We start from the raw sequence: 14,314 nt of genomic DNA, 5'->3' as shown, positions 1-14,314 counted from the left end.
CACCCCGCCGGCTGTGTGTACCTGGGGTCGTTCTCCAAAGTGCTGGCCCCTGGGCTGCGGCTGGGCTTTCTGGTGGCGCCGCCCGCGCTGTACCCCAAGCTGCTGCAGGCCAAACAGGCGGCCGACCTGCACACCCCGAGCTTCAACCAGCGGGTGGTGTCCGAGGTGCTCAAGGACGGTTTCCTGGAGCGCCACGTGCCCACCATCCGGGCGCTGTACCGGACGCAGCGCGATGCCATGCTGCAGGCGCTGGCACACGAGATGCAGGGGCTGGACGTGACCTGGAACCGTCCCGCCGGCGGCATGTTCCTGTGGCTGCGCCTGCCCGCCGGGATGCGGGCCATCGACCTGCTGCCGCGCGCGGTGGAGCAAGGCGTGGCCTTCGTGCCAGGGGCGGCGTTCTACGCCGGGCCGGGCGACGAGCGCACGCTGCGGCTGTCCTTCGTCACGGCCAGCGCCGAGCAGATCGGGCAGGGCGTGGCGGCACTGGCCCGGGCGGTGCGCAGCCAGCTGTCGAGCGCCGGCCACTGAACCTGGCACGGCCTGGCCCGCCGGTCCGTCACAGCGGCGACTGCGCCCGCCCGGCGCCGCCGGGACAATGGCCGGCATGGGAACCATCTACCTTGTGCGGCACGGACAGGCGTCTTTCGGGGCCGCCGATTACGACCAACTCAGCCCGTTGGGCCACCAGCAGAGCGTGCGCCTGGGCGAGCACTGGCGTGAGCACGGCCTGCGCTTTGACGCGGTGCTGACCGGCAGCCTGCGGCGCCACCGGCAGACCTGGGAAGGGCTGGCGCAGGGCCTGGGCTGGGCGGCCGAGCCGCTGGTGTGGCCGGGGCTGAACGAGTACGACAGCGAGGCGGTGATTGAGGCGATCCACGCTCAGCCGCCGGCGCACCCCACCAGCCCGGAGGGCTACCGGCAACACTTTCGCCTGCTGCGCGACGGCCTGCGCCAGTGGATGGCTGGGGTGGTGAGCCCGCGCGGCATGCCCACCTACCCGGAATTCCTGCACGGGGTCACCTCGGCCCTGGAGCATGCGCGCACGCAGCACCGCGGCAACGTGCTGGTGGTCTCCAGCGGCGGGCCGATCTCCACCGCGGTGGGGCATGTGCTGGGCACCACGCCGGAAACGACGATCGAGATGAACCTGCGCATGCGCAACACCTCGGTCAGCGAACTGGCGCATAACCCGAAGCGCTGCACGCTGGTGAGCTTCAACACCCTGCCGCACCTGAGCAGCCCGGCCCACGCGGACTGGGTGACCCACGCCTGAGGGCGTGGCGGCGCTCAGCCCGCCAGGTCTGGCCCGTCCACCAAGGTGGACAGCGGCAATTGGCTGAATTCCTGCAGCAGCTGCGCCAGGGAACGGCCGGCGGCGTCCACCAGGGCGCGCCCCAGGGTGGCGTCGGCCGCGGCGGCGTTGCCCACCGCGCCCTGGGCGTTGTAGTCCTGCGTTTGCCAGGCCAGCTTGGCGCTGCGGCCGTTGCCCAGCACCGGGTAGCGCCGCGAGCGGTCGCGCGAGGTGGAGGCGAAGTCGCGGGCGCGGTCCATGCGCACCCGCTCGGGGTGCAGCGCCAGCATCATCGCGGTTTCGACCTGACCGCCGTGGATGCCGAAGCGGTGCTCGTCGGCGGAGATGCGGGCGTTCAGGTCTTGGCCGTGTTCGTCCAGCAGCGGCAGGTTGAACCAGCTGCTGCTATAAACCAGCAGGTCGTGGCGGCTGCGCAGTTCGCGCCCGACCACGTCCATGGCGCCGGTGTGCCCGCCGTGGCTGTTGAACAGCAGCAGCTTGCGCACGCCAGCGCGGGCCACCGACGCACCCAGGTCGCACCAGAGATGCACCAAGGTGTCCAGTCCCAAAGTCAGGGTGCCGGGGAAGCGCTGGTGTTCGGGACTGAGACCGACCACCTGCGGCGGCAGCACCCAGACCGGGCAGTCGTCGGGCAGGTGGGGCGCGGCGGCATCGAGCACGCCATCGAGCAAATCGGCGTCCACCGACAGGGGCAGGTGCGGGCCGTGCTGCTCGGTGGCGGCCAGGGGCAACACCGCCACGGTGCGGGCGGGGTCGAGCCCGGCGAAGTCGGTGGTGCACAGGTCGCCCCAGCGGGGCAGGCGACCGGGGAATCGGGGGGGCGTCGGCATGGGCGCATCTTAGCGGCCCGGGCCCCGCGTGGGGGATGCGCCACAATCGCCCACCGGAACTTTGCCCACCCCTGGCCGCTCTGACCGAGGCCGCCAGCCACCCGACCCCGCCCCATGCGTTTGCTCCTGACCCTGCTTCTTTGTTGCTGCACCCTGGCTTGGGGCGCGGGCGTCGCGGCGCAAACCCTGGGCACGGCCCCGGCGGTGACCAGCGAGTTTTCGCGGGCGCGCCTGCTGGTACACGCCCCGCAGGGGGTGCAGGCGGGTCAGCCGCTGTGGCTGGGGCTGGAAATCCACCACGCCCCCGACTGGCACACCTACTGGAAAAACCCCGGCGATTCGGGCCTGCCGACCGAACTGCAGTGGCGCCTGAGCCCCGGGGTGCAGGCGGGCGAGATCGCCTGGCCGACGCCGCGCAAGTTCCCACTGGGCGAACTGGCCAACTACGGTTATGACGGCACCGTGCTGCTGCCCGTGCCGCTGCGGGTGGGGCCGGACTTTCAGGGCCCGCACCTGGACGTCGGGCTGACCGCGAGCTGGCTGGTTTGCCGCAAGGAGTGCGTGCCGGAGGAAGCCCAGTTCCAGTTGCGGGTGCCCGCCCAGGGCAGCGTCGCCCTGGACGGTGCGGCCTTTGAATCGGCCTGGGCCGCCGCGCCCCAGATGTTGCCTGCCAACGGCAGCCGGCTGTCGGCCGGCGCACGGCAGCTGGAGCTCCAGTTGGAGGGCCTGCCACAGGACTGGCGCGGCCGCCCACTGGAGCTGTTCCCCGAAACCCCGGGCCTGATCGAGCCCGGTGCCCCCTGGCAACAGGCCTGGCGCGACGGACGCTGGACCGCCAGCGTGCCGCTGTCGCCGCACCGCAGCGACAGCCCGCAGGCGGTGCCGCTGGTGGTGGCCCTGGCACAACCACCGGGGGCCGGCCCGGGGCTGCCCGGGGTGCAACTGACGCTACCGGTGGACGGCGGCTGGCCGGCCCCCGCGGCGGCCCCCACAGGCGGGGCCAGCGAGGCGCTGACCCAGGCCTTGGCCGAGAACGCCGCCCGCGCCCTGCCCCCCACGCCCAACGCCGTGCCGCTGGGCCTGTGGGCGGCGCTGTTGGGTGCCCTCGTCGGCGGGATGATCCTCAACCTGATGCCCTGCGTGTTCCCGGTGCTGGCGATCAAGGTGCTGGCCTTTGCCCAGCACGGCGACAACCGGCGCGCCCACCGCCTGGGCGGCCTGGCCTACACCGCCGGGGTGGTGCTGTCGTTTTTGGCGCTCGGCGGGCTGCTGCTGGGCCTGCGCGCCGCGGGCGAGCAACTGGGCTGGGGCTTCCAGCTGCAGAACCCCGCGGTGGTGGCCGGGCTGGCGGTGCTGTTCACGCTGATCGGCCTGAACCTCGCCGGGCTGTTCGAGTTCGGGCACCTCCTGCCCAGTTCGGTGGCCAGCCTGCAAGCCAAGCACCCCACGGCCGACGCCTTTCTGACCGGCGTGCTGGCCACTGCCATCGCCTCGCCCTGCACCGCGCCGTTCATGGGCGCGTCGCTGGGGCTGGCGATTGCGCTGCCCACCGGGCAGGCGCTGGCGGTGTTTGCCGCGCTGGGCCTGGGCATGGCGCTGCCGTACCTGGCGGCCAGTGGGTGGCCCGCCCTGGCGCGGGCGCTGCCCCGGCCCGGCGCCTGGATGGAAACCTTCCGCCAGCTGATGGCCTTTCCCATGTTCGCCACGGTGGTGTGGCTGCTGTGGGTGCTGGGCCAGCAAAGCGGCATCGACGGCGCCGCGGCCCTGCTGATGCTGCTGGTGGCGCTGGCGCTGCTGGCCTGGGCCCTCAACCGCGGCGGCCGGGTGCGCACGGTGCTGGGGACGCTCTCGGTGCTGGGGCTGGCCTGGCTGCTGTGGGCCGTGGGCCCGAACGTGACGCGCCAACAAGACGGCCTGCTGCACAGCGCCCCCACGGCGGTGGCTGGGCTGGCGTGGGAGGCCTGGAGCCCGCAGCGCGAAGCGGAATTGCTGGCCGCCGGTCGGCCCGTGTTCGTGGACTACACCGCCGCCTGGTGCGTGACCTGCCAGTACAACAAACGCAACGCGCTGGCCGACGCGGGCTTTCTGCAGGACGCGGCGTCGCGCCAGCTGGCCCTGCTGCGGGCCGACTGGACGCGCCGCGACGCGGTCGTGACCGAAGCCCTGGCGCGGCTGGGGCGCAACGGCGTGCCGGTGTACGTGCTGCACGCCCCCGGGCGGCCACCGGTGGTGCTGTCGGAAATCCTCAGCGTCGACGAGGTGCGGTCGGCGGTTCAGCAACTGTGACGGGAGGCTCTGTATGCAACGGCGTGAATTCACCCTGCGATTGACGGGCGCGGTGGCCGCCCCGTTGCTGGTGTGGCCCGGCCTGGCGGGCGCGGCGCCGATCGGGCAGGCCGCCCCCGCCTTCCGCCTGAAAGACACGGACGGCCACACCGTGCGCCTGGACAGCTTCCGGGGCCGGACGGTGGTGCTGGAATGGCTGAACCCCGGCTGCCCCTTTGTGCGCAAGCATTACCAAGGCAACATGCAGGCCCTGCAGCGCGAGTACACCGCCCAAGGCGTGGCGTGGCTGGCCATCAACTCCACCGAGCCCGCCAGCAGCGACCACATGGCCCCCGCCCAACTGGCCCAGTGGATGCGGGACCGGCAGGCGGCCGCCACCGCTGTGCTGATGGACGAAGACGGCACCACGGGCCGTGCTTACGGGGCACGCGTCACGCCGCACATGTACCTCATCGACGCCCGCGGGGTGCTGGTGTACGCCGGGGCGATCGACAGCGTGGCGTCGGCCCGCGTGGCCGACATTGAACGCGCGACCAACTACGTGCGCCAAGGGCTGGACGAATTGCTGGCAGGCAAGCCGGTGAGCGTGCCCAGCAGCCAGGCCTACGGCTGCGCCATCAAGTACCAAGCATGACGTCTGTTCGAAAAATGGCCGGGGCCGGGCTGCTCGCCCTGGGCCTGGCGGCCTGTTCGGGGGCGCCGAACAGCCACCCAGTGAGCCTGGAAGAAGGCCGCGCCATGCTGGAAGGCCGACAGGCGCTGGTGTTCGACATCCGCGAACCCCAGGAACACGCCACCGGCGTGGCGGCCGGCACCGTGCTGCTGCCGATGTCGCAGCTCAACCAGCGCCTGGGCGAAATCCCGCGCAACCCCAGCCAGCCGGTGCTGCTGATCTGCAACACGCAAAACCGCTCCGCCAAGGTGGTGGAGGCGCTGCGCGAGGCCGGCTGGACCAACGTACGCTACGTGCACGGTGGCATGAGCGACTGGGCGAAACGCGGCTGGCCGATGGTCAAGCCAGCGGGCTGACCGGGTTATCCCTGACGCGCCGCGCGCAGCCCGAGGGTGGCCCGTGCGTACACTGCCAGCATGAGCGACATTCCCACCCTGCGCCACATCCTGGCCACCTGCCGCACCGTGGCGGTGGTCGGCCTTTCGCCGCAATGGCACCGGCCCAGCCACTTCGCGGCCAAATACATGCAGACGCACGGCTACCGCATCGTGCCGGTGAACCCGCTGGTGGCGCGCGACGGTGGCGAGATTCTGGGTGAACGCTGTTACGCCAGCGTGCAGGACGCGGCCCAGGCACTGGCTGCCGAGGGCCGACACATCGACATGGTGGACTGCTTCCGCAAGAGCGAGGACATCCCGCCGCTGGCCGACGCGGCCATCGAGATCGGGGCGCAATGCCTGTGGCTGCAGCTGGGCGTGGAGCACGCCGAGGCGGAAGCGAAGGCCGCGGCCGCGGGCCTGCGGGTGGTGCACGACCGCTGCGTGAAGATCGAACACGCGCGCCTCTTTGGCGGCCTGAACTGGGCCGGCGTGAACACCCGGGTGATCTCCGCCAAGCGCCCGCAGCAACTGCCTTACTGACGCCCCTTTTTCGAAAGCCCCCATGGCCCAGGACCACCCGTACGGCTTTGGCACGCTGGCCATCCACGCCGGCGCCATCCCCGACCCCGTCACCGGCGCGCGCGCCACCCCCATCCACCAGACCACCAGCTTCGTGTTCGACAGCGCCGAGCACGCCGCCAGCCTGTTCAACCTGCAGACCTTCGGCAACGTGTACAGCCGCATCGGCAACCCGACGGTGTCGGTGCTGGAAGAGCGCGTGGCGGCGCTGGAAGGCGGGCGCGCGGCGCTGGCCTGCGCCAGCGGCATGGCCGCGCAGATGACGGCGCTGCTGGCCATCCTGAAAGCGGGCGACCACATCGTGGCCGCGTCCACCCTGTACGGCGGCACCGTGGGGCAGCTGGGGGTGGGGTTTGAGCGGCTGGGCATCACCACCACCTTTGTGGACCCGGCCGACCCCGAGAACTTCCGTCGCGCCATGCGCCCCAACACCCGGGCGGTGTACGGCGAAACCATCGGCAACCCGCGGGTGAACGTGCTGGACATCGCGGCCATCGCCCAGGTGGCGCACGACCACGGCGTGCCGCTGGTGATCGACAACACCGTGGCCACGCCCTGGCTGTGCCGGCCGTTTGAGCACGGCGCCGACATCGTGGTGCACAGCGCCACCAAGTACTTCGGCGGGCACGGCACCACCATGGCCGGCGTGGTGGTGGAGTCGGGCAAATTCGACTGGGGCAACGGCAACTTCCCCGACATGGTCGAGCCCAGCCGCGCCTACCACGGCGTGAAGTTCTACGAAACCTTCGGCGACTTTGGCTACACCATGAAGGCGCGCATGGAGGTGAACCGCACCTTCGGCGCGGTGCTGTCGCCCATGAACGCGTGGCTGATCCTGCAGGGCATTGAAACCCTGCACCTGCGCATGCAGGCGCACTGCCGCAACGCGCGCCGCGTGGCCGAATTTTTGCGCGACCACCCCCGGGTGGCCTGGGTCAACTACCCCGGCCTGCCCGACGCGCCCGACCACGCCCTGGCGGCCCGGCAGTTCCGCGCGGTGGACGGGCTGCCCGGCGGCTCAGGCATCCTGACCTTCGGCATCCGCGCCGACGACCCGGCCCAAGCCGGCGAACGCTTCATCGACGCCTGCGAATTCCTCAGCCACCTGGCCAACATCGGCGACGCGAAAACGCTGGTGATCCACCCCGCCTCCACCACCCACCGGCAACTCAGCGAAGACGAGCAAAAAAAGGCCGGCGTCGGCCCGGACATGATCCGCCTGAGCGTGGGCATCGAGGAGGTGGACGACATCCTCTGGGACCTGGACCAGGCGCTGCGCAAAGCGGTGGGCTGAAACGGCTGGGCTCGGGTTCACCCGCGGGCCGGGTGACAGCCGCCGGCCCGCCACCCTGCGACAATGCGGGGTTATGAGCACGACCTTCGCCCCCCTGCAGAACGACACCTTCCTGCGCGCCTGCCTGCGCCAGGCGACCGACCACACCCCCGTCTGGCTGATGCGCCAGGCCGGCCGCTACCTGCCCGAGTACCGCGCCACCCGCGCCCAGGCCGGCAGCTTCATGGGCCTGGCCACCAACGTGGACTACGCCACCCAAGTGACGCTGCAGCCGCTGGAACGCTACGACCTGGACGCGGCCATCCTGTTCAGCGACATCCTGACCGTGCCCGACGCCATGGGCCTGGGCCTGAGCTTCGCGTTGGGCGAAGGCCCCAAGTTCGCCAAGACGGTGCGCACCGAGGCCGACGTGGCCCAGCTCGCCGTGCCCGACATGGACAAGCTGCGCTACGTGTTCGACGCGGTCACCTCCATCCGCAAGGCCCTGAACGGGCGCGTGCCGCTGATTGGCTTTTCGGGCAGCCCCTGGACCCTGGCCTGCTATATGGTGGAGGGCGGCGGCAGCGACGACTACCGCCTGGTCAAGACCCTGATGTACCAGCGCCCGGACCTGATGCAACGGGTGCTGGAAATCAACGCCGACGCGGTGGCGCTGTACCTGCGCACCCAGATCGAAGCCGGCGCTCAAGCGGTGATGATTTTTGACAGCTGGGGCGGCGTGCTGGCCGACGGCAACTTCCAACGGTTCAGCCTGGCCTACACCAAGCGGGTGCTGGACCAGTTGCCCAAGGAATTCAACGGCCAGCGCATCCCGCGCATCGTCTTCACCAAGGGCGGCGGCCTGTGGCTGGACGACATGAACACCCTGGACTGCGACGTGCTGGGCCTGGATTGGACCGTGAACCTGGCCCAGGCCCGCGCGGCCGTGGGCGGTGCGGTGGGTGGCCCCGGCAAAGCCCTGCAAGGCAACCTGGACCCGAACGTGCTGTTCGCCCAGCCTGAGCAGGTGGCCGCCGAAGCGGTGAAGGTGCTTGAGAGCTTCGGCCCCCCGCACACCGACCGCAGCACCACCGGCCCGACGCACATCTTCAACCTGGGGCATGGCATCAGCCAGTTCACCCCGCCCGAGCACGTGAAGGTGCTGGTGGACACGGTGCACGCCCACTCGCGGCAGATGCGCCAGGGCCGCTGAACCCGGCCCCCACCCCGGGCGCCGGCCTGGGGTACGGACCGTTCCGTGGAGCCCGGGCCCGCGCACCCCGGGCCCGGGCTAGCACAAAACGGGGTGCTTTTTGCCGCAGCGGCACGGGTTTATGCACAAAATTCGGTGAGCGAGGCACCCCCCCACGCCCAGACCGCCAAACCCACAGTTCGACCCTCACAACGACGCAAGTGGTTGATTTTATTAGACAAGGCGGATTGCCCATTTTCTATGCAGTCCAATCAAGGCCTTGATTTTCAAGGCCTTGCGCGGGGGATTCAGCGGCTGTCCACAAAGTTATCCACAGAAAATCTGGGCAAGTGTTGGAAATTTTTACAAATCAATGACTTACCGGTTTTTTCGCCAACATGACTGAAGAAACCGCGCCAAGCACCCGCCACTGGGTCGAGGTCGTGGTGACCACGCCGGCGCACAGCGGGCTGGGCGACAGCCTCAGTTATGGGAGTGAGCGGCCACTCGCGCCGGGCACTCTGGTGCGGGTGCCGCTGGGCAGCCGCGAGGTGCTGGGCATCGTCTGGCACTGCGCCGACGAACCGCCCGAGGGCCTGCTGCCGGCGCAGACCCGGCCCGTCGGCACCGCCCTGGAGGCCCTGCCGCCGCTGAACGCGCGCTGGCGCCAACTGGTGGGCTTTGCCGCCCGCTACTACCAGCGCGGGCTGGGCGAGGTGGCGCTGGCCGCCTTGCCGCCACAACTCCGCGACCTGGACGACACCCAGCTGCAACGCCGCCTGGCCAAGCGTGCCAAGGCCGCGCTCACCGGCAAGGCCGCTTCACTCACCGGCAGCGCAGCGGCGGCCCAGGCGCCTGACGCACCCGTGGCCACCGACGCCCCCCCAACAGGTCCCGCCCCCAGCCCGGAACAGGCCGACGCGCTGACCGCCATCGCCCAGGCGCAACGCCCGGTGCTGCTGTTCGGCGCCACCGGCAGCGGCAAAACCGAGGTCTACCTGCGCACCGTGGCCGACCTGCTGGCCCAGGACCCGCAAGCCCAGGCCCTGGTGATGGTGCCCGAGATCAACCTGACGCCGCAGCTGGAAGCGCGTTTTCGCGAGCGCTTTGCCAGCGCGGGCGTGGTGTCGCTGCACAGCGGACTGACCCCGGCGCAGCGGTTGGGCCACTGGCTCAGCGCCCACCTGGGGCAGGCGCGCATCGTGCTGGGCACGCGCATGGCGGTGTTCGCCAGCCTGCCCGGCCTGCGCCTGATCGTGGTGGACGAGGAACACGACCCCAGCTACAAAAGCCAGGAAGGGGCGCGCTATTCCGCGCGCGACCTGGCGGTGTACCGGGCGCACCTGGAATCGCAGGGCCGGGCGCCGGGGCACTGCCGGGTGCTGCTGGGCTCGGCCACGCCATCGCTAGAAAGCTGGCACGCCGCCGACAAGGGCCGCTATCAGCGGCTGGACATGCCCCAGCGCATGGGCGGCGGCGCCCTGCCCCGGCTGCGCCTGGTGGACATGAACCACCAGCCCAAACACGCGGTGCTGGCCCCGGCCCTGATCGACGCCCTGGCCGAACGCGCCGCGCGCGGCGAACAGAGCCTGGTGCTGCTGAACCGCCGCGGCTACGCCCCGGTGCTGGCCTGCCACGACTGCGGCTGGAAAAGCGACTGCCCGCACTGCAGCGCCCACGCCGTGTTCCACAAGATCGACCGCACCCTGCGCTGCCACCACTGCGGCCACACCTCACGGGTGCCGCGCGCCTGCCCCGAGTGCGGCAACCTCGACATCGCCTCCGTGGGCCGCGGCACCGAACAGATCGAGGAACAGCTCGCCGGCCTGCTGGCCGACGCCCGCCGCCCCGACGGCAACCCGGTGCGCGTGGCCCGGCTCGACGCCGACACCACCCGCGCCAAGGGCAGCCTGGAGAGCCGGCTGGCCGACATGCACGCCGGCGAGGTGGACGTGCTGGTGGGCACCCAGATGGTGGCCAAGGGCCACGACTTCCGCCGCATCACCCTGGTGGCCAGCCTGAACACCGACAGTGGCCTGTTCGCCAGCGACTACCGCGCGCCCGAGCGCCTGTTCGCGCTGCTGCTGCAGGCCGCAGGGCGCGCCGGCCGCGACGCCGCCTTCGTGGCCGAACGGGGCAGCGCGGTGGAACTGTGGGTGCAGACCTGGTACCCCCAACACCCGCTGTTCGCCGCCCTGGCCCGGCACGACTACCCCGCCTTTGCCGCGCAACAGCTGCAGGAACGCGCCGACGCGCAAATGCCGCCCCACGGCCACCAGGCCCTGGTGCGCGCCGAGGCCCGCACCCAGGACGCCGCTCAGGCCTGGCTCACGCTGTCGGCCCAGGCCGCCGACGGCCTGACCGGGCGCGAGCACCTGATGCTGTACCCGGCGGTGCCCATGGCGATCCAGCGCGTGGCCAACGTGGAACGGGCGCAGATGCTGGTGGAAAGCGCGTCGCGCCCGGCGCTGCAGGCCTTCCTGCAAGCCTGGCAGACGGTGCTGCACGCCCAGCGCGCCCACCCCGACGCCAAGGGCCTGATCCGCTGGGCCATCGACGTGGACCCGCTCAGCCTGTGATGGCCGGGGCACCCGCGCCCGCCCCTCAGGGGCGCAGCAGCGCCACCGCCCCAGAAAACGAGAGGAAGGCCAACGCGGTCGACACCAGGATGATGCGGGCGATGCGGCCGTTGTCGGCCCCGAAGCGCTCGGCCAGCAGCGACACGTTGCTGGCGCTGGGCAAGGCGGCCACCAGCACCATCACCGTCAGGGTGCTGGGCGCCAGCGGCACGCCCAGCGCGATGGCGGCGCTGCCCGCGCCCCAGACCAGCAGCGGGTGCAGGAACAGCTTCATCAGCGCCACCGGCACGTAGTCGCGCAACGGCATGGGGTGGTCGGCCTGCATTTGCGAACGCGCCAACACCACCCCGATGGTGAACAGTGCCACCGGCGAGGCCGCGTCGGCCAGCAGCCACACGGTTTTTTCCACCGGCCCGGGCAGCGTGAACTGGGCCGCCGACGCCGCCGCCCCCAACCCAATAGCCCAAGGCATGGGGTTGCTCAGCACCCCGCGCAGCGCCTGGCGCGCCGCCGCCACGGCCCCGCCCTCACCGGCGTCCAGCCGCGACAGGGCGATGCACAGCGAACTCGTCACCACCATGTCCACCAGGATGATGACGATCACCGTGCCCACGCTGCCGGGGCCCATGAGCGCGGCCAGCAGCGGCACGCCCATGAAGCCGGTGTTCGGAAAGGCCGCCACCAGCGCGCCCAGGGCGGCGTCGTTCCAGCCGATGCGCCCGCCCTTGGTGACGGCCACCGCCAGCGCCACCATCACCAGCCCGCACAGCAGGTACAGGCCAAACACCGAGGCGTCGAGCAGCTGCGCGATCGGCGTGGTGGAACCGAAGCGGTAGAGCATGGCCGGCAGCGCGAAATAGAGCACGAAGCTGTTGAGGCCGGGAATGGCGTCCAGCGGCAGCAGGCGCCGGCGCGCGGCCACGAAACCGGCCAGCACCAGCGCAAAGAAGGGAAAGGTGACGAGGAGGACGGTCAGCACGGCGACGATTGTCGCAGGGGCGGCCCGTGGCCGCGGCCGCCTGGGCCCCCGCGGCGCCCGGCGCTGACGCCTGCGCGACGCCGCCCCCGCCCGCTGGGTATGATCCCCAGCTTTGCCCGACCCGATCGCCCATGTCCGCCGGTTTGAACATTGCCCAGCTCGATGCCGTCAACCACCTGGCCGGTCCGTGCCTGGTGCTGGCCGGCGCCGGCTCGGGCAAAACCCGCGTCATCACCCACAAGATCGCGCGGCTGATCCAGGCCGGGCTGGCCGCCAACCGCATCGCCGCCATCACCTTCACCAACAAGGCGGCGGCCGAGATGCGCGAGCGCGCCCGGCAGCTGGTGGGCCGGCCGGCCAAAGACGTGTTGATCTGCACCTTCCACTCGCTGGGCGTGCGCCTGCTGCGCGAGGACGGCGCGGCGCTGGGCCTGAAGCAGCAGTTCTCCATCCTCGACACCGACGACATCACCTCCATCCTGAAAGACTGTGGCGGCACCACCGACGCGGCCACCGCGCGCCAGTGGCAGTGGACGATCAGCGGCTGGAAGAGCGCCGGGCTGAACGCCGAACAGGCCCTGACCCAGGCGCGCGACGACAACGAGCGCATCGTTGCGCTGGTCATGGCCAAGTACCAGGAGCGCCTGGCCGCCTACCAAAGTGTGGACTTTGACGACCTGATCGCCCTGCCGCTGAAGCTGCTGCAGCAACACGCCGAGGTGCGCGAGAAGTGGCAGAAAAAGCTCGGCCACGTGCTGGTGGACGAGTACCAGGACACCAACGCCACCCAGTACGAATTGCTCAAGCTGCTGGTGGGCGAACGCGGCCGCTTCACCGCCGTGGGCGACGACGACCAGTCCATCTACGGCTGGCGCGGCGCCACGCTGGACAACCTCAAAAAACTGCCGCAGGACTTTCCCGAACTCCGGGTCATCAAGCTGGAGCAGAACTACCGCTCCACCAGCGCCATCCTGCGCGCGGCCAACCACGTCATCGGGCCCAACCCCAAGCTGTTTCCCAAAACCCTGTGGAGCGAGCTGGGCGAAGGCGAGCCGGTGCGCGTGCAGGCCTGCGACGCCGAAGACCACGAGGCCGAACGCGCGGTGGCACGCATCCAGAGCATCCGCGCCGGCTCCACCGCGGCGGGCAGCACCGGCGCCAAGTTCAAGGCCTTCAAAGACTTTGCCATTTTGTACCGCGCCAACCACCAGGCCCGGGCGCTGGAAACCGCCTTGCGCAAGGCGCAAATTCCGTACAAGGTGTCGGGGGGCCAGAGCTTTTTCGACCGTGCCGAAATCAAGGACCTGTGCGCCTGGCTGCGCCTGCTGGTCAACAACGACGACGACCCGGCGTTTCTGCGCGCCATCACCACGCCCAAGCGCGGCATCGGCCACCAGACGCTGGCCTCGCTGGGTGCCTTCGCCACCCAGTACAAGCTGAGTTTGTACGAGGCGCTGTTTTCGCACTCCCTGGGCGCCGCCCTGCCCGCGCGCGCGGTACATGGCCTGCACGAGTTCGGCCGCTACGTGAACGAGCTGGAACACCGCGCCCGCCACACCACCGGCTTTGAGGCGGCCAAGACCTTCCTGACCGACTGGCTCAAGGACATCGGCTACGAGCAGTTCCTGCTCGACAGCGAGGAGAGCGACAAGGTCGCCGCCGCCCGCTGGGGCAACGTGATGGACTTTTGCGACTGGGTGGCGCAACGCTGCGGCGGCCAGATCGACGACACCGGCGGCGCGACCACCGAGCGCGAACCCAAAACCATGCTGGAAGTGGCGCAAACGATCGCGCTCATTTCTACCATTTCAGAGCGCGAGCAGGACCAGGACGTGGTCACGCTCTCCACCCTGCATGCCTCCAAGGGCCTGGAGTGGCCGCACGTGGTGCTGGCTGGCGTCAACGAGGGCTTGCTGCCGTTCCAGAAAGACGACAGCCTGAACGAAGCCACCCTGGGCAAGCTGATTGAAGAGGAACGGCGGCTGATGTACGTCGGCATCACCCGCGCCCAGCACACCTTGGTGGTGAGCTGGCTGAAACGGCGCAAAAAGGGGCGCGAGTTGGTGCCTGGCCAGCCCAGCCGCTTCATCGCGGAAATGGCGCTGGACCAGACCACCGCCAAGGAAGACCCGCGCGCCAAACTGCGCGCCCTGCGCGCCGAATTCGCCCAGCGCGCCGGGCAGACAGCCCCAGCCCCCGACGGGTCTTGAACCAGCAGTTTGTATTTT

The 14,314-nt window shown here is 70.5% G+C and carries 12 protein-coding genes; 10 read left to right on the top strand and 2 right to left on the bottom strand.

The annotated features are described in order from the left end of the window. A partial coding sequence (locus HA630_RS18455) for an aminotransferase class I/II-fold pyridoxal phosphate-dependent enzyme (RefSeq protein ID WP_166836623.1) occupies positions 1-531 on the top strand: 531 nt, incomplete at its 5' end. A gap of 76 nt (positions 532-607) precedes the next feature. Then, a complete protein-coding gene (locus HA630_RS18450) occupies positions 608-1,276 on the top strand; it encodes a histidine phosphatase family protein (protein ID WP_166836621.1) in 669 nt (222 codons plus the stop codon). 14 nt (positions 1,277-1,290) lie between these two features. Here HA630_RS18450 and HA630_RS18445 read toward each other — a convergent pair whose 3' ends face one another. Continuing rightward, entirely contained in the window at positions 1,291-2,145 is an 855-nt protein-coding gene (locus tag HA630_RS18445) for a creatininase family protein (protein WP_166836619.1), read from the bottom strand. A gap of 114 nt (positions 2,146-2,259) precedes the next feature. Here HA630_RS18445 and HA630_RS18440 point away from each other — a divergent pair, with 114 nt between their 5' ends. The 7 genes from HA630_RS18440 to priA all read left to right on the top strand — a co-directional run bounded on the left by HA630_RS18440 (position 2,260) and on the right by priA (position 11,107). Beyond that, positions 2,260-4,431, top strand: coding sequence for a protein-disulfide reductase DsbD (locus HA630_RS18440; protein WP_166836617.1), 2,172 nt, complete (start codon positions 2,260-2,262; stop codon positions 4,429-4,431). A gap of 13 nt (positions 4,432-4,444) precedes the next feature. After that, positions 4,445-5,065: a thioredoxin family protein gene (locus tag HA630_RS18435; protein ID WP_166836615.1), complete on the top strand. Its 621-nt coding sequence runs from the start codon at positions 4,445-4,447 to the stop codon at positions 5,063-5,065. After that, on the top strand, positions 5,062-5,460 hold the full coding sequence (locus HA630_RS18430) for a rhodanese-like domain-containing protein (protein WP_166836613.1): 399 nt from the start codon (positions 5,062-5,064) through the stop codon (positions 5,458-5,460). Before HA630_RS18435 ends, HA630_RS18430 begins: the two co-directional genes overlap by 4 nt. A 60-nt stretch (positions 5,461-5,520) precedes the next feature. Continuing rightward, positions 5,521-6,024: a CoA-binding protein gene (locus HA630_RS18425; RefSeq protein ID WP_166836611.1), complete on the top strand. Its 504-nt coding sequence runs from the start codon at positions 5,521-5,523 to the stop codon at positions 6,022-6,024. 22 nt (positions 6,025-6,046) lie between these two features. Further along, the gene (locus HA630_RS18420; RefSeq protein WP_166836609.1) at positions 6,047-7,357 is read left to right on the top strand and encodes an O-acetylhomoserine aminocarboxypropyltransferase/cysteine synthase family protein; all 1,311 of its coding nucleotides are present in this window, start codon (positions 6,047-6,049) and stop codon (positions 7,355-7,357) included. Positions 7,358-7,430: 73 nt separating this feature from the next. After that, positions 7,431-8,549 (top strand): uroporphyrinogen decarboxylase, encoded by a 1,119-nt coding sequence (gene hemE / locus HA630_RS18415; RefSeq protein WP_166836607.1) that lies wholly within the window; start codon positions 7,431-7,433, stop codon positions 8,547-8,549. Between the two features lie 377 nt (positions 8,550-8,926). Next, complete coding sequence (gene priA, locus HA630_RS18410; protein ID WP_166836605.1) at positions 8,927-11,107, top strand: primosomal protein N'; 2,181 nt, start codon at positions 8,927-8,929, stop codon at positions 11,105-11,107. 25 nt (positions 11,108-11,132) lie between these two features. Here the strand turns inward: priA and HA630_RS18405 are convergent, their stop codons facing one another. Then, positions 11,133-12,086 carry an AEC family transporter gene (locus tag HA630_RS18405; RefSeq protein WP_166836603.1) on the bottom strand — a complete coding sequence of 318 codons (954 nt, stop codon included), beginning with the start codon at positions 12,084-12,086 and terminating at the stop codon, positions 11,133-11,135. A gap of 131 nt (positions 12,087-12,217) precedes the next feature. On the opposite strand from HA630_RS18405, the gene HA630_RS18400 reads away from it, so the two are divergent. Beyond that, the gene (locus HA630_RS18400; RefSeq protein ID WP_166836601.1) at positions 12,218-14,296 is read left to right on the top strand and encodes an ATP-dependent helicase; all 2,079 of its coding nucleotides are present in this window, start codon (positions 12,218-12,220) and stop codon (positions 14,294-14,296) included. The last annotated feature ends 18 nt before the right edge of the window (positions 14,297-14,314 follow it).

Source organism: Aquabacterium sp. A08 (genome assembly GCF_011742065.1).
The sequence above is the reverse complement of the archived record's forward strand: the minus strand, read 5'-3'. Positions and strand labels throughout refer to the sequence as shown.

What these genes read in the sequence shown, in the direction of transcription:
- HA630_RS18450 (WP_166836621.1), top strand. Translation starts at nt 608, where the DNA reads ATGGGAACCATCTACCTTGTGCGGCACGGACAGGCGTCTTTCGGGGCC.
- HA630_RS18445 (WP_166836619.1), bottom strand. Translation starts at nt 2,145, where the DNA reads ATGCCGACGCCCCCCCGATTCCCCGGTCGCCTGCCCCGCTGGGGCGAC.
- HA630_RS18440 (WP_166836617.1), top strand. Translation starts at nt 2,260, where the DNA reads ATGCGTTTGCTCCTGACCCTGCTTCTTTGTTGCTGCACCCTGGCTTGG.
- HA630_RS18435 (WP_166836615.1), top strand. Translation starts at nt 4,445, where the DNA reads ATGCAACGGCGTGAATTCACCCTGCGATTGACGGGCGCGGTGGCCGCC.
- HA630_RS18430 (WP_166836613.1), top strand. Translation starts at nt 5,062, where the DNA reads ATGACGTCTGTTCGAAAAATGGCCGGGGCCGGGCTGCTCGCCCTGGGC.
- HA630_RS18425 (WP_166836611.1), top strand. Translation starts at nt 5,521, where the DNA reads ATGAGCGACATTCCCACCCTGCGCCACATCCTGGCCACCTGCCGCACC.
- HA630_RS18420 (WP_166836609.1), top strand. Translation starts at nt 6,047, where the DNA reads ATGGCCCAGGACCACCCGTACGGCTTTGGCACGCTGGCCATCCACGCC.
- hemE (WP_166836607.1), top strand. Translation starts at nt 7,431, where the DNA reads ATGAGCACGACCTTCGCCCCCCTGCAGAACGACACCTTCCTGCGCGCC.
- priA (WP_166836605.1), top strand. Translation starts at nt 8,927, where the DNA reads ATGACTGAAGAAACCGCGCCAAGCACCCGCCACTGGGTCGAGGTCGTG.
- HA630_RS18400 (WP_166836601.1), top strand. Translation starts at nt 12,218, where the DNA reads ATGTCCGCCGGTTTGAACATTGCCCAGCTCGATGCCGTCAACCACCTG.